Source organism: Methylobacterium sp. 001424705 (genome assembly GCF_059816145.1).
Genome location: NZ_JCBANU010000030.1, coordinates 1 through 24996, shown reverse-complemented (window position 1 = coordinate 24996; position 24996 = coordinate 1). Strand labels below are relative to the sequence as shown.

Sequence of the window (24996 nt, the reverse complement as noted above, 5' to 3'; positions counted from 1 at the left end):
GGATCGGGAGGGCTTGCGGATGGCGGCGCACGAGGTTTGGGCGGACGGGTTCGGAGGGCAGGGGCGCGCGCGGACGCTCTGTGCGGTGCTGGTCGCCGGGGTCGCCTGCGCCGTCCTGGCGGCCGCCGGGGCGCTTCCCGCCCTCGGCGCGGCCTACACCGCCCTGTCCCTGCACCTGGAGGACCACTTCCACACGCAGGAGCCCGGGCCCCCGGCGCGCATCGCCCTCGGGCCGGAGGGGCGCGACATCCGGTTCGCCGGGGCGATCGGGGCCGGGACGGCCGCGCGCCTCGCAGCCCTGCTGGCGATCCATCCGGAGGTGACGCGCATCCATCTCACCAGCGAGGGCGGCCTCGTGGAGGAGGCGACGGCGATCGGCGACCTCATCGCCGCCCGGGGCCTTGCCACCTACGTGCCGGACTATTGCGTCTCCGCCTGCACCCTGGCCTTCGTGCGCGGGGCCGAGCGCTACCTCGTGACGGACGGCCGCCTCGGCTTCCATGCCCCCTACGATCCCGGCCTGTTCGGCCAGGTGGTGCAGGCCGACGCCTCGGCCGAGCGGGCGGCCTACCTGGCCGCCGGCGTCGACCCGGCCTTCGCCGCCGAGGCCCTCGCCGTGGCCTCCGACAGCCTGTGGATCCCCGAGCCCGCCCGCCTGATCCGGGCGCGGGTCGCCACCGCGCTGGTCGACACCGACCGCTTCCCCGATTCCACCCTCGACGACGATCCGAGTTCCGCCGGCGCCCGGGCGGCGATCCTGGGCGCGCTGCCGCTCCTCGGCGCCCTCGCGGGGCGGGGCGCCCTCGCGGGGCGGGGCGCCCTCGCGGGGCGGGGCGACGTCCTCGACGCGCTGGCGGCCGCCTATCTCGACGGCTACCGGGCCGGCCTGCCCGAGGGCGCGGCCCTGGACCGCCTGCGGGCGGGGGCCGCGCGCGCCATCGCCCGCATCCTGCGCGGCGCCGACGACGCCACCTGGGTCGCCACCGGCCGCGTTCTCCTGCGGGCGATGCGCCGGGCCGACCCGCAGGTCTGCCTCAGCATCGGCGGAGCGGGCAACCTCCTGGCGGCGCAGGACATCCTGGACGACGATGCGGCCGCGACCGTGCTCGCCCGGGCGGCCGGGCAGGGGGCGGGCGCGGCGATGGCCGCGCCCGCTGCCGAGCCCGCGCGCACGACGCGCATCGCCCGGGACTGCGCCGGCCTGATCGCGGCCTACGCCGAGGCCCTGGCACGGCCCGGAGCCGGGCCGATCCTGCGGGAGCTCGCGAGCCACCGGGGCCACCCGACGCGGGAGGCCACGGCCCTGACCCGCTGATCCGGGCCCTTCGTCTCATCCGGGCTCTTCGTGTCAGTGCCGCTGGCCGTCCGGACTGTCCCGGAGGTGGCGGGCGAGCTCGAGGCCGATCTCCACCATCAGGCGATCGAGGAGCCGCGACAGGCCGGGCCGGGCGAGATCGTCGGCGAGGCCGCGCAGGGCGATGGCGTGTTCGGCCATCCGGTTCACCGCATGCTGGTCCCGGGGGCCGTCCGCGCGGTCCTCGGCCAGGTCGAGGACGATGCCGCGCGCCCGCGCCGGGGTCCCCGCGGCGTCGGGCTCGATGCGTCCGCGCAGGTCCAGCCGGCGCAGGTCCAGCCGGCGCGGGCCGCGGGTGCGGAAGGCCACCGCGAAGGCGCCGCCCCGGGCGATCGCCGCGTGGAGGGCGTTGTCGACCCGCGCGCGGTCCGCGTCGTGGATGCGGGCGAGGAAGCGCGCCAGCGGCACGCCCCGCGCGCCCGCCTCCGGCGGCCACCCGACGGCCCGGGCCACCGGGGCCGAGACGACGAGGCGGTCCGCCCAGATGTCGTGCACCCAGGCGCCGACCACGCCCGAGGCGGCGAGGGCCGCCCGCAGGCCCCCGGGAATGTCGGCCTCCGACTCCGGCGGCGGGGATCGCATCATGGGTCTCCTCACCGGCAGGAGCGGATCCGCGCAGACGACCTGAGGTTGCCTGATCGGCCGCACAGAGCGCTGGGCGTGCAGCACCCTAGAGCGGAAGATTCGCTGCGAAAAGGGTCCCAGGCCGAATTCCACGCGAGACCGGCAACCTGAAATTGCCTGTCCACATCTCCGCCGCCGCGCCGGGCTTAACCGTTGGTTAACCATGATCGGCGACATCCGGGATCGCAGCATCCTTGGGTCACAGGACGGAAGGCCACCGCCCCGTCCACCGGCGATCCAGACTGCCGGATCCGTCCGCCCCCAACCGTCACCCGAACTCGTCGACGCTCGCGAAGGGATGCCAGGATGAAAGCCATCACGTTCGTCACCCAGAAGGGGGGCAGCGGCAAGAGCACGCTCTGCATCTCCCTGGCGGTCGCCGCCCAGGAGCGCGGCCTCTCGGTCTGCATCCTCGAGATGGACCGCCAGGCCACGATCAGCGACTGGCTCGACCATCGCACCGCCGAGGGCCCGGAAGTGGCGCAGATCGACGCGACGCAGATCGAGGGCGTGATGGCCCAGCTGCGCGACTCCGCCTACGACTACGTCTTCATCGACACCCCCGGCGTCGATTCCGCCGGCACCCTCTCGGCGATCCGCGCGGCCGATCTCTGCGTCATCCCGTGCCGCCCGACCCCGGCGGACCTGCGCGCCTTCAAGCCGACGCTCGCGGCGATCTACCGGCTGGAGAAGAAGTTCGCCTTCGTGCTGAACCAGACCCCGCCCCGCTCCTACCGCATCCGCGATGCCGCCGACGGCCTCGCCGTGCTCGGCATCCTGCCGGACGTGAACATCGTCGCCCGCACCGACCACCAGGACGCCATCGGCGTCGGCCAGGGCGTCACCGAGTTCAATCCGAAGGGCCAGGCCGCCTCCGAGGTGCGCAAGCTCTGGAGCTGGATCGAGAAGCGCATGCAGGTGAGCAAGCATGCCAAAGCCGCCTAAGCTGAGTCTCGCCTCCATCGTTGCCGCCTCGACCCCGCCGGGCAAGTCCCACCAGGGCCCCCAGCAGACCGCCGAAATCGTCCAGCTCGACACCGGCGCGCCCCCGCTGCGGCGCCCCACCGCCACCCTGAAGCAGCGCGCCCGTCAGATGTCGGTCTACCTGGAGCCGCCGGTCTACGATCAGCTGCGCGACATCGCCCATGCGGAGCGGGCCAAGATGCACGGCCTGATGCTCGAGGCCCTGGATCTGCTGTTCAAGCAGCGCGGCGCCCGCTCCATCGACCAGCTCAACGAGCCGGACGGGCGCTGAGCACGAAAGAAGAGCCCCAGCAAGAGCTTGCCGGGGCTTTCCGATGTTTCGAATCAGCCTCGTGCGGTGCGTGACGGCCCGCGGCCGCGATCGATCGGACCACGATTTTTCCCCAATCCCGCAAAGGCTTGGCGGACGATCCTCAGGCTGAGCCTCCGTCCGGGCCCGCGGTCCCGGCCCCGGCCCGGTCCCCCCGCCGGGACAGGCCTGCGTTCAGTCTTCCTTTACGGCATTCGGACAATCTTATCCGTCTCGGGAAGGGCGCAGGGCGCCGGTCCCGGGGGCTCGTCCGGTCCTGCTCTCGCCCGCCGGCGGTCCCTCTCGAATGTGTTTTGTGGATCGGGGCGGGGGCTGGGGCGGATCATCGCGATGGCGCGTACGACGAAGCCGGGACATCCGGGGCCGGCCCCGCTGCCGCTCTGGCGGCTGCTGGCGGTCTCGGCCGTGGCCCTCACCACGGCCAACTGCGCGCAGTCCCCGCAGAAGCTCGCGGGCGCCTCCGGAACCGGCTCCAGCCTCGATCCGAAATACGGCGTCAAGGCCAGCCCGCGCCTCTACAACGAGGGCGACGTGATCCCGAAGGGGGGCGGCCGCCGCTTCTCGGGCAAGCCCTACGTGGTGGCCGGGCGCACCTACGTCCCGCGCGAGGACGCCAAGGGCTATGTCCGCGAGGGCCTGGCCTCCTGGTACGGCTCGGCCTTCCACGGGCGCATGACCGCCAACGGCGAGGTGTTCGACCGCCACTCCATCGCCGCGGCGCACCCGACCCTGCCGCTGCCGAGCTACGCCCGCGTCACCAACCTGGCCAACGGCCACTCGATGATCGTCCGGGTGAACGATCGCGGCCCCTATCACGCCAACCGCCTGATGGACGTCTCCGAGGAGGTGGCCGAGGCGCTCGAATTCCGCCGCAGCGGCACCGCACGGGTCCGCGTCGAGTATGCCGGCAAGGCCTCCACCGCCGGCAGCGACGACCGCAAGCTCCTCGCCACCCTGCGCACCGACGGCCGGCCCGCCGCCGTCAACGGCCCCTCGCCGGTCATGCTGGCCGATCTCGGCCCGGACACGGCGCAGGTCTCCGCCGAGCGCCTCGCCCGGGCGAGCCGCCCCGCCCTGGCCTTCAAGGAGGCCGACGACCAGCCCGCGGCCGAGGCCGCCCCGGTCGCCGCGACCGAGGCGGCGCCGGCGCCGGCGCCCCGTCCGGCCAAGCCCGCCCCCATCCTGGTGGCGAGCGCCGCCACCGTCGCGGTCCCGGCCGCGCTGCAGCCGACGGCTCTGCGGGCCGAGGGGTTCCGGCCCGTGCGGCACAGCCCGTCCGAGCCGCACCAGACCCTGGCCGCCGCCCGGCCCGCGCCCCTCAGCCTGACCCCGCCGCCCCTGCGGCTCGCCGGGGCGCGGCCCGAGCCGCACGCGACCGCGAGCCGCCTCGCCGCCGCGTCGCCGGCCGGCAAGGGCCAGGGCCAGGGGCTGGGGCAGGGGCTCGCGACGGTCGCCCAGGCCGGCGGGGCGCCGGCCAGGAGCGATCCCCGCGCCGCCACCGCCCGCTTCGCCGCCGCGACCCCGGCGCCCGCATCCCGGACGGCTCCCGCCGGGCTGTCGGCCGCCGGACCGAGATCGGGCCACCAGCCCGGTGTCGCCCGGATGGCGGTCGCCAGGACTGGTTCGGAGGCCAGGACCGGTTCGGAGGCCAGGATGGCTTCGGAGGTCAAGGCGGCGCCCAAAGCCGTCGCGGTCGCCAAGGCCGTCGCGGTCGCCAAGGCCGGTCCGGTCGGCAAGCCGGCCGGCAAGGCCGCCGGTCTGGCCCAGGGGACGCCCCCGGCCAAGGCGACCCCCGCGGCGCGAACGGCTCTCGCCGCCAAGGCGCCGGCCCGGACCCGCGCCCAGTTCGCCGAGGCCCGCTGAGACGCCCGCCGAGGCGGCATGCGGCGCGTCCGCGGCCGTCGGGACCCATCGACGCGCGAGGGGACCCACACGTGATTTGGGTTCGATCTCGGCGCCAAATACCTGTAACGTCACGCTTGATCGTGGGGGCGATGCACGGGGCGGCGTGAGGCAGGGCGTGAGACAGGGTATGAGTGTGAGAGAGCTCCTCGCGGGTCGGAACGGAGCGGGCCGCGCGGCGGTGCCGGGGCTGGTCCTGGCCGCGGCGCTGAGCCTGTTCGCGGCGGGCTCCGCCCTGGCCCAGAGCTTCCAGACGGCGGCGCCCCACGCGATCCTGATCGATGCCGATTCCGGCTCGGTGCTGTTCGAGAAGGGGGCCGACGAGCTCTTCTCCCCGGCCAGCATGGCCAAGCTGATGACCACCGAGATCGTGTTCAACGAGATCCGGCAGGGCCGGCTGACCATGGACTCGGAGTTCCAGATCACCGAGGACGCCTGGCGCCGGGGCGGAGCGGGGGGCGGCGGCTCCTCGATGTTCGCGCAGCTCAACAGCCGCATCAAGCTGTCCGACCTGCTGCGCGGCCTCATCGTGCAGTCGGGCAACGACGCGGCCATCGCCATCGGCGAGGGCATCGCCGGCTCGGAGGAGAATTTCGGGCGGATGATGACGGCGCGGGCGCGGGAGATCGGCCTGACGCGCTCGACCTTCCGCAACGCGACCGGCTACTCGGCCCCCGACCAGAAGGTGACCGCCCGCGATCTCGCCAAGCTCGCCCTGCACCTGATCGAGACCTACCCGGACCTGTACAAGATCTTCGCCGAGCGCGAGTTCACCTGGAACAAGATCAAGCAGCAGAACCGCAACCCGCTGCTGACGCTCGATCTCGGCGCCGACGGGCTGAAGACTGGCTACCTCGAGGAATCCGGCTACGGCCTCACCGGCTCGGCGGTGCAGAACGGGCAGCGCCTGATCATGGTGGTGAGCGGGCTGAAGACCGCCCGAGACCGGGCGGCGGAATCGCGCAAGCTGATGGAGTGGGGCTTCCGCGCCTTCGAGCCGCGCCAGGTCTTCACCGCCGGTGAGACCGTGGCGGAGGCCTCCGTCTACGGCGGCGCGGCGGGCAGCGTGCCCCTCGTCGCCAAGAAGGCCGTGCGGGTGCTGCTGCCGCGGGGCTCCGGCGACAAGATCACCGCCCGGGTGGTCTATCAGGGCCCCCTGGTCGCCCCGGTCGAGCAGGGGCGCGAGATCGGCCGCCTGCGCATCACCCGCGGCGACACCCAGGCCCTCGACCAGCCGCTCTATGCCGGCGACACGGTGGAGGCCGGCACGCTCCCGCAGCGGGCCCTCGACGCGGCCTGGGAGGTCGGCACCGGCCTGTTCCGCAAGGCGTTCGAGAAGGCCGGCGCGAAATCGTGACGGCGCCCGGGACGGGGGGAGGGACCTTCATCACCTTCGAGGGCGGGGAGGGGGCCGGCAAGTCCACGCAGATCCGCCGCCTCGCCGCGCATCTGCGTGCCGAATCCGGCCGCCCCGTGCTGACGACGCGCGAGCCCGGCGGCTCGCCCAAGGCCGAGCGGATCCGCGAGGCGCTGCTCGCGGGCCTGGCCAAGCCCTACGGCCCCTTCGCCGAGGCCCTGCTGTTCTCCGCCGCCCGGATCGACCACCTCGACACCCTGATCCGCCCGGCGCTGGGGCGGGGCGAGATCGTGCTCTGCGACCGCTTTGCCGATTCGACCCGGGCCTACCAGGGCGCGGCCGGCGGCCTGGACCCGGATGTGCTGGTCGCCCTCGAGGGCGTCGTCGTCGGCCCGACCCGGCCCGACCTGACCCTGATCCTCGACTGCGAGCCGGAGCTCGGGCTCGCCCGCGCGCAAGCGCGCCGCGCCGCGGGTGCCGAGGGCGCGGTCGACCGCTTCGAGGCCGAGGCCCTGGCCTTCCATGCCCGCCTGCGCACGGCCTTCCGCGCCATCGCGGCGGCGGAGCCCGGACGCTGCGCCGTCGTCAACGCCGCCCTGCCCGCCGACGCCGTCGAGGCCGCGATCCGCGCCGTGGTGGCCGAGCGCCTGCCCGGGCTGCTGCCCGCGCGGGCCGGCCATGGCCGGAGCGACGACCGCCCCGGGACGGAGCACGGCGATGCGGCCTGAGCGCGCCCCCGAGGACGTCGAGCCCGGAGACCTGACGGAAGTCCCGCGCCCGCGCGAGCAGAGCGATCTCGTCGGCCATGCCGAGGCGGAGGCCGCCTTCGTCGCGGCGATCGCCTCGGGGCGCCTGCACCATGCCTGGCTCATCGGCGGCCCGCGCGGCATCGGCAAGGCGACGCTGGCCTACCGGGTCGCCCGCTGGCTCATCGCCCATCCGGCGGCGCAGGGGGCGCCCGCGAGTCTCGCCGTCGACCCGGACCATCCGGCGGCGCGCCAGGTCGCGGCCCTGTCACATCCCAACCTCGTGGCCCTGCGCCGGACCCGGGCCCCCCAGGCCAAGACCCTGGCGACCCGGATCTCGGTGGATGCGGCCCGCGGCGCCCTCGCGCTGTTCGGCTCCACCGCGGGCAATGCGGGCTACCGCATCTGCATCGTCGACAGCGCCGAGGACCTCAACGCCAACAGCGCCAATGCGCTCCTGAAGATGGTGGAGGAGCCCCCGCCCCGCTGCCTGTTCCTCATCGTCAGCCACGCGCCGGGCCGGCTCCTGCCGACCATCCGCTCGCGCTGCCGGGCCCTGACCCTGCGCCCCCTCGCGGAGGCCGAGGTGGCGCGGGTGATCGGCGGCTTCGCGCCGCCCTTCGTGCAGCCTGGCCCCGAGGCGCTCGCCCGGGCGGCGCAGCTCTCGGAGGGCTCGGTCGCCGAGGCCGTCGCCCTGCTCGATCCCGCCCGGGCCAGCCTCGTCGCGGAGGTCGAGACCCTGCTGGCCCGCCTCGACCACCCGGACTGGCGCCGCATCCTGGCCCTGGCCGAGAAGCTCAGCGGGCGGGACTCCGACGACCTCTTCGCGGCCAGCCTCGACACGGTGTTCCGCTTCGTCTCGGCCGAGCTCGACCGGCGCCGGCACGCGCCGCCCGCCCGCCTTGCGGCCCTGGTCGAGGTGTGTGACAAGATCGCCCGCGCCGCGCGGGAGGCCGCGACCTACAATCTCGACCGCCGGCCGCTGGTCCTGTCCCTGTTCGGCGACCTGGCGGGCGCGCTCCGCGACGCCGCCTGACGGGGCCTGGTCGTCTCCCGCCGTCCTGTGATCCCGGGACCCGATTCCGGGGCCTGATCCTGTGAACCCTGTATCCGGGGAACCCCTCGACGTGACCGCCACCGACCCGGCAACCGCGAAGACCTTCGGTCTCTCCACCGCGATCTCCTATCCCAACGGCGCGCCGCATATCGGCCATGCCTACGAGGTGATCGCCACGGACGCGATCGCCCGCTTCAAGCGCCTCGACGGCTACGAGGTGCTGTTCTCCACCGGCACCGACGAGCACGGCGTCAAGATCCAGCAGACGGCGGCCAAGGCCGGGATCACCCCGCGAGACCTCGTCGACGCCATGTCCGCGCGCTTCCGTGCCATGGCCGAGGCCCTGGATTGCAGCCACGACCGCTTCATCCGCACCACCGAGCCCGACCATTACGCGGCCGCCCAGGAGTTGTGGCGCCGGATGGAGGCCAACGGCGACCTCTACCTGTCGAAATATGCCGGCTGGTACTCGGTGCGCGACGAGGCCTACTACGCCGAGGACGAACTCGAGACCGGGCCCGACGGCGTCCCCGTGGCCAAGGCCACCGGCACGCCGGTGACCTGGATGGAGGAGGAGAACTTCCTGTTCCGGCTCTCGGCCTACCAGGATCGGCTCCTCGCCCTTTACGAGGCCGAGCCCGACTTCATCGGCCCCGAGACCCGGCGCAACGAGGTGGCGAGCTTCGTGCGCTCCGGCCTCAAGGACTTCTCGGTCAGCCGCACGAATTTCGACTGGGGCGTGCCGGTGCCCGGGCACCCCGACCACGTCATGTACGTCTGGGTCGACGCCTTGACGAACTACCTCACCGTCACGGGCTTTCCCGACCAGGCCGACGCGCGGACGAAGTTCTGGCCGATGGACCTGCACGTCATCGGCAAGGACATCGTCCGCTTCCACGCGGTGTACTGGCCGGCCTTCCTGATGTCGGCGGGGCTGCCGCTGCCCAAGCGCGTCTTCGGCCACGGCTTCCTGCTCTCCAAGGGCGAGAAGATGTCGAAGTCGCTGGGCAACGTCGTCGACCCGATGGACCTGATCGCGACCTACGGGGTCGACGCGGTGCGCCACTTCGTGCTGCGCGAGGTGCCCTTCGGCGGCGACGGCAATTACAGCCACGAGGCGATCATCTCCCGCTACACGGCGGACCTCTCCAACGGGCTGGGCAACCTCGCCCAGCGCTCCCTCTCGATGATCGCCAAGAACCTCGGCGGCACGGTTCCCGAGCCCGGCGTCCTCACGGAGGACGACCGCGCCCTGCTGGCCCTGGCCGACGCCTTGCCCGCCACCGTGCGGGCGGCCATGGACCGGCTCGCCCTCCACACGGCGCTGGCCGAGATCTGGGCCGTGATCACCGCCGCCGACCGCTACTTCGACGCGCAGAAGCCCTGGGTCCTGCGCAAATCCGATCCGGCCCGGATGGCGGCGGCGCTCTCCGTCGTGGCCGAGACCCTGCGGGCCATCGGCATCCTGGTGCAGCCCTTCATGCCGGGCTCCGGCGCCCGGCTCCTCGACCTCCTGGCCGTGCCGGCGGACCGGCGCCAGCTGGCCGATGTGGGGGAGGGCGGTCGCCTCGTGCCGGGGACGCCGCTCCCCGCCCCCGTCGGCCTGTTCCCGCGCTTCGTGGAGCCGGAGGCGTCTTCGGCGTGAACGACGGCGTCTCGTCCGACGGCATCTTGCCCACCCCACCGTTTTCCGAGCCTCGCCTCATGCTGGTCGACAGCCACTGCCACCTCGATTTTCCGAATTTTTCGGAGGATCTGCCCAACGTCCTCGCCCGCGCCCGCGCGGCCGGGGTGACCCGGATGGTCACGATCTCCACGCGGATCGCCAAGGCCCGGACCTACGAAGCCCTGTCGGAGGCCAACCCCGAGATCTGGCACACCATCGGCACCCACCCGGACGGGGCGGGCGATGAGCCCGACGTGCCGACCGAGGCCATCGTGGCGCGCACGCACCATCCCCGCTGCATCGGCATCGGCGAGGCGGGCCTCGACTTCCACTACGACAACGCCGCCCCCGAGGCGGTGCAGGAGCGGGTCTTCCGCCGCCACATCGCGGCCGCCCGCGAGACCGGCCTGCCGCTGGTGATCCATTCCCGCGACGCCGATGCGGAGATGGAGGCGATCCTCGTCGACGAGATGGGGCGCGGCACCTTCACGGCCGTCCTGCACTGCTTCTCGTCGGGGGCGCGCCTGGCCGAGGTCGGCGTCGAGCTCGGCTTCTGCGTGTCCTTCTCCGGCATCGTCACCTTTCGGCGCTCCCACGACCTGCGGGCGATCGCCCGGTCGGTGCCGCGCGACCGCCTCCTGGTGGAGACCGACGCGCCCTTCCTGGCGCCCGAGCCCCATCGCGGCCGCACCAACGAGCCGGCCTACACGGCGGACACCGCCCGCGCCCTCGCCCAGACCCTCGAGATGGAGTTTTCGGACTTCGCCGCGCTGACGACGGCCAATTTCCACCGCCTGTTCCACAAGGCCGCGGCCTGAGCCGGGCAGGGGGCTCGGATCGGGCGTGACAGGCCCCCGCCCCCTCCGATACCAACGGGGGCGGAGGTGCCGATGGGCGCATTGCGATTGACGATCCTCGGCTGCGGCTCGTCCGGGGGCGTGCCCCGCGTGGGCTACGGCTGGGGCGCCTGCGACCCGCAGGAGGCGCGGAACCGGCGCCGGCGCTGCTCGCTCCTGGTGGAGCGGCAGGACGGCGACCCGGCAGGAGCCGCCACCACCCTCCTCGTCGACACCTCGCCGGACCTGCGCGAGCAGCTGCTCGGCGCGGCGGTCCAGCGCCTCGATGCGGTGCTGTTCACCCATGCCCATGCCGACCACACCCACGGCATCGACGACGTGCGGCCCCTGGTCATCCACATGCGCCGGCGCATCCCGGTCTTCGCCGACGCCCGCACGCGCCGCCTGCTGGAGGCGCGGTTCGGCTACTGCTTCGAGACGCCCCCCGGCAGCGAGTATCCGCCGATCCTCGACATGCACGACCTGGCGGACGGGGAATCGACGGTGGTGGAGGGGCCGGGCGGGGCGATCACGGCCCTGCCCTTCGGCCTGGAGCACGGCAACGAGGCGGCCCTCGGCTTCCGCTTCGGCCCGGCGGCCTACGCGCCCGACGTCAGCCTGATGCCGGCGGCGTCGCAGGCGCGGCTGCACGGCCTCGACCTGCTGATCATCGATGCCCTGCGGGACACCCCGCACCCGACGCATTACTCGGTCTCGGATGCCCTGGCGCTGATCGAGACGGTGCGGCCGCGCCGGGCCATCCTGACCAACCTGCACACGGATCTCGACTACGCCACGCTGAGCGCCAAGCTGCCGCCGAACGTCGTGCCGGCCCATGACGGGCTGAGCGTCACGCTGGATCTCTAGCGTTCGTCCGGGATCGGGGGAAACCGGCTCTCCCGAGAAGACGAACGGCGAGACGAGGAATCGCCAGTCCGTCTCGGCCAGGATGAACCGGACGGACTCCCGGGAGGAGGGCAGTCCACCGCCTCCCCCGATCCCCTCCTCGGCTCAGTTCTGGGTGCCGGCGTCCTGCGGCAGGCCCGCATTGGCCAGGAGCTGCGCCGTGGCGGCGCGGGCCAGGCGGTCGTAGCCCGCATCGGTCATGTGCAGGCCGTCGGGACCGATCATCTGGGTCGGGGACAGGAGCCCCTGGGCGGCCCAGGCGCGCATCATCGCGTTGCGGCGGATCACCGGCACGTTGAGCTCGGTGGCGATGGCGTGCAGGGCGGCGCCGTAGGCCTCGGCCCCGGCGGTGGTCGAGAGCTTCTTGCACCATTGCTGGTCCATCAGGACCACGTCGGCACCGGTGGCCCGCATGGCGAGGATGCCGGCGCGGGTGAGTTCGGCGAAGCGCGCGACGCTGACGCCGCTCATCGGGTCGTTGCTGCCGGTCTGCCAGATCACGAGGTCCGGCTTGTCGGCGAGCACGTCGCGCTCCAGCCGCCGGGCCATGGCCTCGGAATCGTCGCCGCCCTTGCCGCGGTTCAGCACCGTGACGGCGGAATGCTCCGCGCCCATCGCCCCGAGCCGCGCCGTGAGGTCGCGCTGGAGCTGGGCCGGGTAGGTGGTGGCCGGCGAGGAGGCGCCGGAGCCCTCGGTCGAGGACGAGCCGAAGGCCACGATGCGGACGGCCTGGCCCTGGGCGATCAGGCCGGCGAGACGGGGCAGGCGGGCCAGCGCCCGGCGCGGGATCGCCGTCCGGACGATCGGTCGGGCCGTCTCCATCGCCGCGGCCTGGGGCGGCTGCACCAGGGCGGTGCGCTGCGGCTCGGCCTGCGCGCGCGCCGGCGCGCCGGTGGCGAGCGAAACGGATCCGACGGCCAGCAGGACCAGGCTCAGGGCAGCGGAGGGGCGTGCAAGGATCGGCATCGCATTCGCTTCGGAGAGGATCGATTCGGACGGGCATCCGCTCGGCTGGTGCCCGGTATCATGTATTATGAGGAGGAATTGTGACATCCGCCAGCGGTTTAGCACCCCTGGCGGTCGCTGCGCGCCCAAGAACTGGCAACGACGTGAATCGCCCGTGTGGAGATTGCATGAATACGCGGTGTCGGGAATGGGTGAACCCTTCGTCGCGGGAGGCCCCTGCCCCGGTTCGACGGGTTCTGGTTCCATAATATATCTTATGCGAACGGCGTTCATGGGGTCTGGGACGGGGTCTTGGGGCGGCGCAGCGAAATTGGCGGCTCGCCTGTCACCGCTAACTGGCGGCGATCAGAAAAAAATGTTGCTTTTCCAGGGCTTACCTCATGCTAGCTGGGGAGCCGTCACGTATCTCATCCACCTCGCCAATTATCTGCGCCCGATTTGTAAGTGACTGATTTCGCAAATATTTGTGAGCGGGAGTGGGGAACTGCCTCCTAGGATCAATCGCTAAACTGGCGAGGTGGAGAACCGGGTGGGGAACCTAAGCGCCCTCCTCCGTGGGAGCCTCGTCCTCCCGCACTTCTTCCTGCAAGCGACGGAATGCCGTCAGCGAAGCAAGATCGCCGGACAAAACCTGATCCAGCATCCGCTCGTGAGCCGCAGTGCTAAATGGATCGGCGACAAAAAAAGCCACTGGATCGATAATGAGCGCTCTGAAATCGGTTTCGTGTGAGGCTATCCAGCTAGCAGCCTCTTCAATCTCGGTTTCATCCATCTGTTTCGCTAGTTTCATCACTGCTGCATAGATCGCAGTTGAAAACAAATGGCTATTCTGAACGTCGCTACAAGGCTTTCCAGTTGCGATAAGATCGTAATCAACCTTGTATTTTAGGTATATGTCTCTTCTGACTTTGGCGGGTATGTTTCCCCTGCGTCGCCAGCTTGCAATTGTACTTTTCCCAACATGGAGTAAACCCGCAAGCTCATCATCAGATGTTGCCCACAATACTGATTTTAGCTTGTCGATAAACGCTGAGACAGCTTGAGCAGACATACCGCTTGACCTGCAATCAGAATGCAACCATACCTGATTGCATTCTGATTGCGCTAGGATCGCCCTCTTGCCCGCTCCGTCACCGGAACTGCTTTGGACCGTTAGGGCTGCGCTTGTACAACAAGGCAGCTCCCTAGCGAAATGGTGCGAGGAGAATGGTGTCTCTCGGCAGTGGACTACCGCTGTCCTTCAGGGACGCCGTGACGGTCCAGCTGCTCGCGAGTTACGAGCCCGATTGCTGAATTTAGCCTCTGTAACAGCGGCGTAAGTTCATGCATCGTTGGATCGGTACAGTGGAATTAAGCCGCATTGCTGGGATAAGCCGCAGGGGTGCAGCAAAAAGCCTAAGCCTTGCTTTCACACAAAGATCTCCATTCTGGCGTGGAGCTGCACTTCAAGTTCGGCAATGTCGGGCTGCGCTTGGAGGCGGGGTCGGGGGTACATCTTTTGAGGTGCTTTCGACCAGCCTTCCGGTCGAACTCCAGCTACGCATTGAAACTCTGCATTCCCCTGTTGAAGGCCCATTGAAGGCTTCCATGAAAGCCATTCAAGCGGCCGAGTGGTGGGCCCATTTCCTCCGGCCCGCTCTGACGCACCCGAAGGGCTCACGTGAGCGACGCTCCGCGATCGAGGCGCTAGCTGGTGTGGAGGTTTGCGGTCCGCACGGCGTGTGGATCACGCCGAGCCTACGCGACATCGAGCGCAAGGTCAGCAAGGCGACGGTCGGCGGCTTAAAGGCGTTGATGCGCAAGCGCCGCGAGACAAAGCCGGAAAGCCGGCTGATCCTGACGAAGCGTTGGGACGCTGCTACCGCCGGCCTAGATGATGCCTTGCGCGCCGAGATCGCCCGCAAGGTCCGCCAGCGCATCCGCGACCTATGGGGCGGTGGCGCGGCCTACAGCGTCGTCCAGCGCCTCGCCGGCGAATACCTCGCAGACCTCACCCTCAAAGCCGGGATCGGCGCCACCTTCGCCGAGATCATGCCGGCGTGCGAACTGCCCAAGGGCGTCGTCGAGGCTGGCCGCAACGCCCGGCGCGTCCATCAGTACCGCACGGACATCAAGGCTTGGGACGATCAGCGCCCGCGCGTCCGCCTCACCTCGGCCGGGCTCGCCCCGATGGAACTCGTCTTCGGCGATGTCCATCATTTCGACGTGTATGTCGCGAGGCCCGACGGCACGCTGGCGACACCCAAGGGCATCGCATGGCTCGATGCCGGCACTCGGCGCATGCGCATCGACCTTGTGCTGTGCGAGCCCGGCACCGCGATCCGCAACAGCGACGTCATCGACAGCTTTATCCATATGACCCAGGACCTGCACTGGGGCATGCCGGGTAAGCTCTACCTCGACAACGGCTCCGAGTACGGCTTTGCCGAGTTCCTGCCGGATGCCTTGAAGCTCGCCGGCTTGGACTGCGAGGACTTCGGTCGGGGCAGGGCGCTGATCCGGGCGACCGCCTACAACGCGGCAGCCAAGGGCATTATCGAAGGCTCATTTCGCGTCATCGAGCAGACGATCCTCTCGGCGGTGCCCGGCTACATCGGCGGCGACCGCATGAACTCCCGGCGGGCCAACCTCGGTAAAGCGCCCTCCCCGTTCGACGGCACCTTCGACGACTTCTCCCACGACTTCCTCGGGCTTCTCGCCTTCTACAACACGAAGCGGCAGACCGGCGATCTGGCCGGCCGCTCGCCCGAGCAAGCCTACGCGCAGGCGGTCGCCGCCGGCTGGCAGCGCACCGACATAGACGAACTGGCGCTGATGACGGCCTTCTCGGAGGAGGCCACCCGCAAGGTCCAAGACGGCAAGATCAGGGTCGGTAGGGAGTGGTTCTACTGCGACGAGCTGGCTCGCCACACCGGCGACAGGGTCAGCATCCGCCTGCCGAAGTACCTGTGCTGGCCAGCCGTGCCGGTGTTCACGATGAAGGGCGAGCTGATCGGCATCGCCCTCCCCGACCCAGTTTATTCCCGCCTCGATCCAGCCGGGGCTGCGGAGGCCGCCCGGCGCAAGGGCGTGGCCCGCGACGCGATCCGATCCGAGGCGGCCAATCTCAATCGGATCGACGTGAAAACGGAGATGATCACCTCCGGCCGCCGTCAGTCCGCGCCGCCGGTGCCGGCGAGCAAGGGCACGATCGAGCTAGGCGGGAACCGCGCCGAAATCGGCCGGCGCATCATGGAGAGCCCCACCGAGCGGCGCGACCGCGACCGTGAGGAGAAGCAGGCCAAGCTCAAGGCCACCCTGGAACGCAGCGCACGCTTCAGAGGCTTGTGATGAACGACCTTACGCCCATGCTCGATCCCAAGTATGCTCACCTCCCCCTTGCCAGCCAGCGCATGATCCTGGCGCATAGATTGGAGCGCGAGGAGGAAGAGCGCGAAGAGCGCAGGTGTCAGGAGCGTATCGACCAGAAGCGTGCGGAGATCGCCGCACAGCGCGCGGCCGAAGCCGCCCAGAAAGAGGCGTTCGAGGCCCGCCGTCAGGCGCATGTCAGCCGGGACACCCCGTTCGTCATGACCTCGGCGGCCCATGTTGTGCTCGACACTATCGACCGCTGCGTACGGTTCGGACACAACGGGCTCATCACCGGGGCGCCCGGCGTCGGTAAGACGCGTGCGCTGGAGGAGGCGGTCCGCCGCTCTGGCACGATGGAAGGGCCGCCCGTCGGCCTTGTGACCGTCACCGGCGTGATGGGCAATTCGACCATGGCGGTGCTGGAGGAAGTCGCCCCTCACGTCGGTTTGCACACTGTTTACAGCGTCACCGCGACGATGAAGCTCCTTTGCACCAAGGCCAGCGAATTTCCCGTCCTGCTGTTCGATGAGGCGCAGAACCTTGCCGACCGCGTGGCACGCGACCTGTTGGCGATCAGCGAGCAGGCCCACGTCCAGATGCTGTTCCTCGGCAACGACGAGGTACTGAAATTCGTCAACTCGCAGAAGGCAGCCATCCGGCAGATCGCCCGGCGCCTGCCGATCCGGGAAGAGATCGACTGCATCCTCGACGCGGATGCGGACCTACTCGCTGGCCAGTATGCCGTCGAGGAGCCGGAAGCGCTCCGGCTGTGCCGCACCCTCGCCGAGACCCACCACGCGGACGGCATCGGCAAGGTGCTGCCTATCGCCCGCGCCGTCGCCGAGGCGGCCGGCAGCCGGACGGTCAACGTGGATCATCTGCGTGAGGCGCTGTCGCTCTTCCCGCACTTCTCGCGTGACCTGGCGAAGGCCAAGGCAGCCCCTCAGGTCGAGCGTCAAAGCAGCTTCAAGCGCCTCCCGAAGCGGCGCTGAACCCCCCTCCCCTTGCGTTGCGTACCCCTACCTAGCCTTGCGCCGGCCGGTCTCCCTCTCCTCAGAAAGGCCGTCTCAGATGAACGAGCACGTCAATCCAAAACATATGCCTATCATGGCGATCAACGAGGCGGGCGAGCGCCATCCGCTTCGGTTCGGTCCCAAAAAGCGCCACACCGCCTGCACGCTTCATACGAGCGACGGTCCAAGGGTCAGGAAGCCTGCGTGCTCGTGATGCGTCGCTCGGTGGGGGAAGCCAGCGGCATCGGCGACGCCTTGAACGACCTCGCCGGATTGTTCAACATGGCATTGCACATCCCGGCTCCTCGTATGCCTTTTCGACATCAAGCCGCCTCAGTGCCCCAAAATGGGTTTTCCCGGTTGAGCAGCGTTTGCGCTCCGTATATGGCTTGTAATGCGAGCGCAAAATTCGCCTCCGGGCGGCCGTTCGGTCATCCCCGCGTATGCGGGGTGTGGGAGGGGATTACGGCCCACCGCTCGCATTCATTGCTTTGGAAATCCTTTTAGGCGATGGAAAGGTTTCTTTCCAGGTTGCCGAGTAATACGGAGAGTGCGGCCAGGCTGAGTGGCATTCTACTGTCTACTTCTAGCAGAGCGGGACATGAATCCGCTGTTCGTCCCTGGCCCACCTTGACCAAAATGTTTTACTATTGCGCACAATAGGCAAAGTGGAAAAGGCTCTTGCCGATGTCTTAGAACTGATTGTCCGCCACCCATTCCCTGACATATGAAAAGCTGACGCGGTTACCGGACGGCAATTCCCTTTTCGGTCGTCGATTTATGCTGAGTAGCCTCGACAGTCAGAAAAACGATCGGATACCCGACAACGCAGCAAATAGGACGAATGTCTTGTTTGGGCGGTAAGCAGTCCCTCAACGGGCACGCGAGTGTGTGCAAAACTCGCACCTTTTACACAAACCCAATATGGGGGCTGGTGTCAGATTTCTGTTGCAGTCCAGCAAATCTTTGCAATAAACTCATGCACAAATGCTGCTCGTATCGCAGCCGTCAAGAGTTGTGACCTCGTTATGCAGAGAGGGCAGCAATGATTATCAGCCGGTTTGGTGTGGCCATAATCTCAGTTATTGTTGCCTCATCGGCGATGGCAGAGCAAATACAGTCTGCTCAAATACCGTACCTAGTTAAATATAGTGATGGGACAGCAGAGAAATTTGTAGCTGTTTATGCAGGATTGATGGACGTCTCTAAAAATGAATCGGGTCGTCCATCAACTTGGAATCATCCCATCGATGATCGTACATGTCACTGGAACATAAATTCTTATATCAAGCGCGATCTCTGTCTAGTTTCTCGCACAGGGCAGAGATTTTGCGAAGGTAAGGATTCAACGGTATGGAATGTTTCCACGCAAAATCAAGGAAGTAGCTTCAAAATCGAAAATCTCGCGAGTGAAAACTGCGGACAAGCTCAAGGTCGCTTTGAAAGCGATGTTGCAAATGCCAGAAATACTGTAAACGCAAATTTTTCTAAAATACTCAGCGCGGACGGACAAGTCGTAAATTCCATACTGCGCCAAAGAGGCGGCAGTAGCATCGAACGGACTCGGGAGCAATAAGTATTCATTTTCACAATAACATCTTGCGTGAATAATCCGTCAAATCAGATTATATTTTTTGCTGGTCCCCCCTCTTGACAACTTTACACTTGGCGAGATCAGTGCGGGAGTGGTTCAGAAATGACCGCATAGGGTTGGGACCCGCCTGTCCGCTCTACGAACGAATCAGGACGGCTTCGGTCATGACTTGATGTCGGTAATACCACCGTTTCCTTGCGGAACAGGCCCCGACGTAATCCAGCTTCATGTTAGCGTCGGCGTGGTACGAGGCTCCCTCGTGTAAGGGGAGCCGATGCTTCGTTCGCTCACCGTGCTCCTACGGCAGCGAAGTGGCCGGAGAAACATCGTCGACATGGCAATTCGACGAAGCGATGGAGAGCCGCTGAAGCCACAAGCATGGGGATGATCAACAGGACAGGTGCACTCACCGTTAGCGGTATGGACATAACGTTCTCTAGTTCTGCCGCAACACGAAGGGCTGAATTGATGCAAAGGGCATGCACTAGGTAGATCGCATAGGACCATTCACCGAGGAGATGCATCGGTCGATTGGCGAATAGGCGGTCGCCTAAGTGCGATCCTGTGGCTAGAACTGCAATAATCAAAGGACAGGCGACAAGCACGACGGGCACATCCCAACCGAAGGCCAAGGCGGTCATGCTAGCGGTACCAGTCGCAACAAGAAGACCATTGGCGCCTTCCATGGGTTGTCCGATGCGGTGACGGACAGAGCGATAAGTGAGGAGACCAAGTGAGAACCCGGCAACACAGCGCAGGAGCGGTAGCATCGACCCTTCGGCGACAACATCGAGCGGACCGCTGACGCCTCGGCCGGACCCAGCGACGGCTAGGAGGACGAGAACTGCAAGAAAAGTAAGAACCATTGACATAAGTCGCCAGCGCACGAGCGCATGCGCAAGCATAGGAAAAAAGAAATAGACGAAGAGCTCAGTGCTGATCGACCAAGGGACACCGAGAACTCTGACTGTTTCGAACCCCCAAGCATTCGCTAGGGTGAGGTTTGCTATCCAATCTCCAAGTGTCGGTTGGCTTGCAAATGGATCGCCCACGCGGACTGTGTTTTTAACGTAGTATACGAGAGTCAGAACAAAATAGAGCGGGTAGAGCCGGGCCACGCGCTTGACGATGAATCCTGCATAGTCTACGAGCGAGATGCTGGCTGAAAAGAGATTATGATAGTTGTAGGCAATAATGAAGCCACTAAGGACAAAGAACACATCGACCGCGATGTAGCCTCGCTCAAAAAAAGCGAGGGTCTCGAAGCCGAAGCGCGTCTGAATAGCTTCTCCAAGATGGTAGAGAACGACGCTGATGGCTGCCAAACCTCGGGCGCCCGTCAACGATCGAAGCTCCGCTCTCGCCATTCCTGCCCCAATGCTTCCCAACCGGCACCTTCGATGGCAGCGCATGCGAGATCCGGGTAGAGCCTCTGTGTCATCGCTGGTGGACAAGGGCAAGCGCCCGCTAAGCGGCTGCGATCGGCGCTTCGAATGGATTTACACCTATGCCGTCGACAGGCGGTTGCGACCAGCAAGTTGCTTTGTACCTTGTAGTGCAGGTTTTGAAACCTGTGAAAGCAAGCCTGCCTAAGGGCTGGCGATCAGGGATGTACAGATAACCACGGTTTTCCGGTCTGATCGATTAGGTTGGCTAATCTAGACGGACCTGTGACGTTTCATTCAGTTCAACGAGGCATCGTCGTTTGCTCAACGGCACAGCTATGATCCAGAAGCATTTCAGCGTGGGCTTTGGTGGCCCTGTAGGCAAGCATGACGAACCCTTTGCCCAGTCCGGTGTGTGCGTCGGGGATGATTGCAAAGCTCGTTGCGCGTAGATCGGGTAAGCGACCAGGGAGCTGCATCAAGGCGGCGAATGGATTGAAACTATCGACCTCGTCCGCGTTGATGCGCCGGGCCAAGAAGCTTCTCCCCTCAAGGAGGCCGGGAAACCCTATCCAGGTCTCTCGCAGGCGATGGGAATGGCGCTGCAGGGAGGCGCGGACGCTCGACCTAATGCAATCCAGATGAATGTGAAGTTGGTCCTGAGTTCGCCCGTTCTCTGCGTTCACCGCTAAGCCCACTTGCTCAACCGGCAATCGTCCCCCCATGGCCGAGACCACATAGGACCGGGCGGCGAGCGCCGCCTTCCAATAGGCATTGCCGGCCACCTGCTGGAGCTCAGGTGCTTCTAGGCCGACCACCGCTGTGGTTGGCATGACAACGGTGTGAGTTGGTTGTCCGGGCGCGCGCAGCACGGCCGTTCCGGGACGGTCCTTGTCGCCGAGGTCGACAGTTAAGCAGGGAAAGGCGCGGCCTGTGGTCTTCTTCGTGAGAAGGCAGCCCTGAAGTGCCACCCAAAGGACGTCACGGTAAGGATCGGGGCTAGCTTGAGCTGGCGAAGCTGCCACCACAACGGCCAGCAGGAGCGCTTGAAACGGGAACGCAGACCTCACGTCAGTTGACCCTCCCCATTGCTCGGAACTCGGCACAATACACATCGGCCATTCGGGCATATTAAAGGACCTTAGATGCGCCGATCAGTCCGCAGAGATCCTTGGGCAGCACCGAGCCGCAGATCGTCGGCCAGCCCGAACCTTAAAATGACAAGCAGCCCAGTCTGACTTTTCGATCTGTCCTCGAAAGTAAAAGCTGCCGAATAGGGTTTGTCCGCACGGGCATGCCCACACGGACACCATGAGGCTGCCGAGGTAGGTGGCCGTATGAGTTCTAGAATGCTAACGGACGCCCGGCCCAACGGACCCATTGCTTGCGGACAGTTCTCAAGTCGCGTCTGTAGCTTGGGTGGCCAAAGCGCGCTCATTCGCCCGGCAGAATACGCCGAGTAAGCACACGAGCTATCAAACAGGCTTGGATGTTGGTATCGTATCCGGATGATTAACTTCGGCCGAACGTTCTCACGTTTCCTCGGTGTACCGGTACGACCCAGCATAGCGGAGATGGCGGAACTCCGTGTCCGTATCGATCAGAAGGAAGCTTTTAACAAGGCTTATTACCTTGCGCTTGGCAATCAGCTTGAGGATTGTTCTAAAAGCGATTCACTTGGTATCGTGCTGGTTGCTCTTGCGAAGGCGCATCATACAAGTGCCGAATCGTATGGCAATAAAGCTTCGCGCCGCCCGATACCTTAGTCTTCAGCGCCATGCAGAGGAGATAAGGCCCTGCTGTGCCAAACAACTAAATTGGCACAGCAGTAGGTTACAGCCTGACGCACTTAGGCGTGGAAGAGCCCGTGGTCCTGGAAATGGAAGTTATCAGCTGCCAGCATGGTAACTGACACGTTTTTGAGCAAGATGGTGTCAGCGGCGGTGAGAGTCAGTAACGTATCCGCTCCCATTGCCTTGAGGTGGCCCTGCAATTCAGCGAAGTCCGAGACCTCAGCCGTGTCCAGGGACAGCACGTCGTGTCCGGCAGCCGATCCGGCATGGAACCCCGTAACCGTGTCTTTCCCGAAACCAGCAGCAAATACGAACGTATCTCCCCCATAGCTCTTGAACGTATCGGAGACTCCGCTCGTCGAGACCAACGTTTGCCCAGCCTGATAAGCGGTTTGGGTATGCGTCCCGTTGGCGTTGGTGACATTCTGCGAGAGGAGCTTGTGTCCGGCGTCGTAGAGCATGTCTTGCACCGTGTTCGCGGTGAGCAACGAGCCTTTATACGTCGAGTTCACAACATGCGACGCCCCGTCCGCATTAATGGTGGCCCGCGAAACCTCCCGTCCAAGCGTGTCGTAGCTGTGTACCTCGCCTGAGCCGTCGCTGTTGAAGATCTCACTCATCGCTAGCGTGTGAGCCTCATCCCCATAGTGGCGGATCGTACTTACAACCTTCCCTGCAGCATCATAGGCCTGGACTTGGTCAGTGTACGCCTTACCAGTAATAGAGTTGTCAATAATGACGCGTGAGCCATCGGCCTTAACTGTTGTCGATTTGATAACATGGGCATCTAACGGATCATAGATTGTACCACTGCGCTGGATCAAATGCCCATCATTATCATAGCTACGAACGGTTCCACTAATCATTTGACCTGATGTATTATATACATTGACTTCAAGTATCTGGTTATCTGAGTTGTAGCTTTCGCTTTCGACTAAATAGCCTGTGCTCGAGTCAATGTTCCTGACCAGCTTACCGCCTGCGCTATCAATGTCCACAGTCTGAGTCACGCCGGGGGCGGGAGCGTAGGTGTTGAGCAGGACGCTGTTGCCTTCCACTGTCGCGGTCACTTGGTGGCTGTCGCTGATGGTGAGGCGCGACGTGACCCTGCCGTTGAGACCTGAAAGATCCACGGTAGCGGTGCTGTTGGCAATTACGTTGACCTGCTGGGTGTGAGTGCCATCAGTGAAGGTGATGAGTGCGCTCTCGTCGCTGGCCAGTCCTTTCACCGTAAAGCTGACAGCCTTGGCTTCAGCGGAGTTGATGAGGCCGTCGGCGGTGGGGAACACGCTCAGGAGGGGCACCGTATTGACCGGCGGTCCGTCTCCCCCCGTCTGCCCTCCACCGGAATTCCCGTCAGAGTTGCCATTGCCGCCCTGCGCCTTCGTTTGCACCGCGGCCAAGGCCTCGACATCGCTAGCTGCCGCTAGCTTAGCGTTCCAACCGGCGGTGGTCGCCCCGATCGTGTCCGCCGTTTCGGCCGGCAGGCCGGCGCCGGTGGCCACGGTCTTGATCGCCGCTGCACCGGTGAGGTCGATAGTTGTGTGACTAGTGACGTAGGCCGCGAGCGCCTTCTCGGCGCTCGCCTCGGCAGCCGCGGGCGTCGCTCCTAGGGCCTGGAGACCGGCGGTGATCTGCGCCAAGCTGTTGGCGACCACCGCCCCCATCTTGAGAGCAGTGAGTGCGTCGGCATTACCGACCACACTCGCGGCGACTGGATCGGTGCTCATGAGATCAAACGAGGCGGCCAGCCCGAAGGCGATCTTCGCCGCCGAAACCGGATCGGCGACCCCTTGGGCGGCGAGCGCAACGACAACGGTCGTCAGGGGGGTAATTACCGTCGATCCGGCGGGGGCCTTGAGTGATCCAACGAAGGGCAAGCCCGTAGACGTGTCTATTCCGCCCTGAGTGATCAGGGTTACAAAGTCGGCTGTCAGAATGAAGTTACCCTGGCCATCGGTGACCGTAGAGGCCTCGCCCTGGTCAAGCGTGCCGTTACCATTGGTATCGGCGAAGACGGTAGCTCCGGAGAGGTAACCGTCGATCGCCTTGCCTTTCAGAAGTTGCGGCGCGGGCTTTGTGTAGGTGCCGGAAGCGTCGGTGATGGTCTCGATGCTGGCGGCGAAGATGGCGGCCTGCTGGGCGGCGGTCAGGGTAACGCCGTTGACGATCACCGTATCCTGGCCCGTACCGCCCTGGATCGAGGCGGCCACAGTAGCGCTATTGGTGGCGAAGGCCGTGCCGGCTGTGTTCGAGCTCGTGATCACTCCACCGCCGCTAAAGCCGAGGATGCTTTTGCCCGTCAGATCGAGGGTGGCGGCATCCGTCGTCAGCACGGTGTTGTTGTTCAGGTAGAGGGTGGTGAAGTCCTTCAGCGACGCGGTATCGACCTTGACCACGGTCGCGCCGCCGTTGGTGGTCCCGCCGCCGTTGGCGAACAGGGTTTCGATGTGGCTGAGGCTGACTTTGGTCAGGTCGTAGACCGTATCGGGTGAGGCTGGCGGAACATAGGTGCTCTTCCCCGTCACCGGATCGAACTGATACGTGCCGGCGTGACCAGCGAAGTCGTAGCTCAGATTGAGCGTGTCGCGGCCGCCCCCGCCGTCGAGGGTGCTGCCGGCCATCAGCTGGGCTGGCGTCGCCGCGGTGAAGCTGTCGACCTCGTTACCGCCGGTGATCGCCACGACGCTCTTGGCCAGCGTCACCGAGATGCCGCCGGTGGAGGGCAGGGTGTTGGCTGGCGGGTTCAGGGGGCCGCCGTCACTTAGCGTCACCTTCAGATCGGCACCGTCCCGCAGGATCAGGGCCGCATCGGAGGAGGAGGTGTTGGTGAGTTGCACCCCCTGGAAGCCGGTGAACTGCTGCAGGGCCAACAGGTTGAAGGCGCCTCCGCCTGACAGGGACAGCACGGCGTGTCCGCCGCCATCGAGACGATCTCCGGCGTTCAACGTCGTCGCCGTGGCCGTCACGAGCGGGCTCGCGCCGGTCAGCGCGACCACATCGGCGCTGGTCGTGAGGTCGGTGGCACTGGTCGGGTTGCCCGTCGGGGCGCTCGGCTTTGTGTAGGTGCCGGAGGCGTCGGTGATGGTCTCGATGCTGGCGGCGAAGATGGCGGCCTGCTGGGCGGCGGTCAGGGTAACGCCGTTGACGAT

20 protein-coding genes are annotated in these 24996 nt (G+C 66.5%); 14 read left to right on the top strand and 6 right to left on the bottom strand.

Features of this window, described 5'->3' with window-relative positions; translation table 11 throughout:
- The first annotated feature begins 19 nt into the window (after positions 1–19).
- The gene (locus tag AC6EUL_RS19670) at positions 20–1315 is read left to right on the top strand and encodes a hypothetical protein (RefSeq protein ID WP_499872143.1); all 1296 of its coding nucleotides are present in this window, start codon (positions 20–22) and stop codon (positions 1313–1315) included.
- Between the two features lie 33 nt (positions 1316–1348).
- On the opposite strand, the gene AC6EUL_RS19665 is transcribed toward AC6EUL_RS19670, so the two are convergent.
- Positions 1349–1939, bottom strand: a complete 591-nt coding sequence (locus tag AC6EUL_RS19665) for a PAS domain-containing protein (RefSeq protein WP_244476432.1) — start codon at positions 1937–1939, stop codon at positions 1349–1351.
- Positions 1940–2284: 345 nt separating this feature from the next.
- Here AC6EUL_RS19665 and AC6EUL_RS19660 point away from each other — a divergent pair, with 345 nt between their 5' ends.
- From AC6EUL_RS19660 to AC6EUL_RS19620, 9 genes are all read left to right on the top strand, one after another.
- Positions 2285–2923, top strand: a complete 639-nt coding sequence (locus tag AC6EUL_RS19660; protein ID WP_056222129.1) for a division plane positioning ATPase MipZ — start codon at positions 2285–2287, stop codon at positions 2921–2923.
- Positions 2907–3233: a ribbon-helix-helix domain-containing protein gene (locus tag AC6EUL_RS19655; protein WP_056222132.1), complete on the top strand. Its 327-nt coding sequence runs from the start codon at positions 2907–2909 to the stop codon at positions 3231–3233. The genes AC6EUL_RS19660 and AC6EUL_RS19655 overlap by 17 nt, the downstream gene beginning before the upstream one ends.
- Positions 3234–3602: 369 nt before the next feature.
- Entirely contained in the window at positions 3603–5135 is a 1533-nt protein-coding gene (locus AC6EUL_RS19650) for a septal ring lytic transglycosylase RlpA family protein (protein ID WP_499872140.1), read from the top strand.
- Between the two features lie 169 nt (positions 5136–5304).
- Complete coding sequence (locus AC6EUL_RS19645) at positions 5305–6531, top strand: D-alanyl-D-alanine carboxypeptidase family protein (protein WP_056274903.1); 1227 nt, start codon at positions 5305–5307, stop codon at positions 6529–6531.
- Positions 6528–7259 (top strand): dTMP kinase, encoded by a 732-nt coding sequence (gene tmk / locus AC6EUL_RS19640; RefSeq protein ID WP_056222144.1) that lies wholly within the window; start codon positions 6528–6530, stop codon positions 7257–7259. The genes AC6EUL_RS19645 and tmk overlap by 4 nt, the downstream gene beginning before the upstream one ends.
- Positions 7249–8313, top strand: a complete 1065-nt coding sequence (locus AC6EUL_RS19635; protein WP_056222243.1) for a DNA polymerase III subunit delta' — start codon at positions 7249–7251, stop codon at positions 8311–8313. Before tmk ends, AC6EUL_RS19635 begins: the two co-directional genes overlap by 11 nt.
- A 91-nt stretch (positions 8314–8404) precedes the next feature.
- The gene (gene metG / locus AC6EUL_RS19630; protein ID WP_499872136.1) at positions 8405–9979 is read left to right on the top strand and encodes a methionine--tRNA ligase; all 1575 of its coding nucleotides are present in this window, start codon (positions 8405–8407) and stop codon (positions 9977–9979) included.
- 59 nt (positions 9980–10038) lie between these two features.
- Entirely contained in the window at positions 10039–10818 is a 780-nt protein-coding gene (locus tag AC6EUL_RS19625) for a TatD family hydrolase (RefSeq protein WP_499872134.1), read from the top strand.
- 72 nt (positions 10819–10890) lie between these two features.
- Positions 10891–11703 carry an MBL fold metallo-hydrolase gene (locus AC6EUL_RS19620; RefSeq protein WP_056349819.1) on the top strand — a complete coding sequence of 271 codons (813 nt, stop codon included), beginning with the start codon at positions 10891–10893 and terminating at the stop codon, positions 11701–11703.
- Positions 11704–11847: 144 nt separating this feature from the next.
- On the opposite strand, the gene AC6EUL_RS19615 is transcribed toward AC6EUL_RS19620, so the two are convergent.
- Together AC6EUL_RS19615 and AC6EUL_RS19610 are read right to left on the bottom strand one after the other, a co-directional pair.
- Positions 11848–12708 carry an SGNH/GDSL hydrolase family protein gene (locus AC6EUL_RS19615; RefSeq protein WP_244472574.1) on the bottom strand — a complete coding sequence of 287 codons (861 nt, stop codon included), beginning with the start codon at positions 12706–12708 and terminating at the stop codon, positions 11848–11850.
- Between the two features lie 538 nt (positions 12709–13246).
- Positions 13247–13759, bottom strand: coding sequence for a helix-turn-helix domain-containing protein (locus AC6EUL_RS19610; protein ID WP_499872131.1), 513 nt, complete (start codon positions 13757–13759; stop codon positions 13247–13249).
- 536 nt (positions 13760–14295) lie between these two features.
- On the opposite strand from AC6EUL_RS19610, the gene AC6EUL_RS19605 reads away from it, so the two are divergent.
- From AC6EUL_RS19605 to AC6EUL_RS19595, 3 genes are all read left to right on the top strand, one after another.
- A complete protein-coding gene (locus AC6EUL_RS19605) occupies positions 14296–16038 on the top strand; it encodes a Mu transposase C-terminal domain-containing protein (protein ID WP_499872129.1) in 1743 nt (580 codons plus the stop codon).
- Between the two features lie 17 nt (positions 16039–16055).
- Positions 16056–17051, top strand: a complete 996-nt coding sequence (locus AC6EUL_RS19600) for an AAA family ATPase (RefSeq protein ID WP_499872127.1) — start codon at positions 16056–16058, stop codon at positions 17049–17051.
- A gap of 1066 nt (positions 17052–18117) precedes the next feature.
- A complete protein-coding gene (locus tag AC6EUL_RS19595) occupies positions 18118–18648 on the top strand; it encodes a hypothetical protein (RefSeq protein ID WP_499872125.1) in 531 nt (176 codons plus the stop codon).
- A 305-nt stretch (positions 18649–18953) separates the two neighbouring features.
- On the opposite strand, the gene AC6EUL_RS19590 is transcribed toward AC6EUL_RS19595, so the two are convergent.
- Both AC6EUL_RS19590 and AC6EUL_RS19585 read right to left on the bottom strand, forming a co-directional pair.
- A complete protein-coding gene (locus tag AC6EUL_RS19590; RefSeq protein WP_499872123.1) occupies positions 18954–20033 on the bottom strand; it encodes an acyltransferase family protein in 1080 nt (359 codons plus the stop codon).
- A 320-nt stretch (positions 20034–20353) separates the two neighbouring features.
- The gene (locus AC6EUL_RS19585) at positions 20354–21121 is read right to left on the bottom strand and encodes a CDP-diacylglycerol diphosphatase (RefSeq protein WP_499872121.1); all 768 of its coding nucleotides are present in this window, start codon (positions 21119–21121) and stop codon (positions 20354–20356) included.
- 504 nt (positions 21122–21625) lie between these two features.
- Between AC6EUL_RS19585 and AC6EUL_RS19580 the strand changes: the two genes are divergently transcribed.
- The gene (locus AC6EUL_RS19580) at positions 21626–21817 is read left to right on the top strand and encodes a hypothetical protein (protein ID WP_499872119.1); all 192 of its coding nucleotides are present in this window, start codon (positions 21626–21628) and stop codon (positions 21815–21817) included.
- Between the two features lie 83 nt (positions 21818–21900).
- On the opposite strand, the gene AC6EUL_RS19575 is transcribed toward AC6EUL_RS19580, so the two are convergent.
- Positions 21901–24996 (bottom strand): beta strand repeat-containing protein (locus AC6EUL_RS19575; RefSeq protein ID WP_499872118.1); only part of this gene is annotated, 3096 nt, incomplete at its 5' end.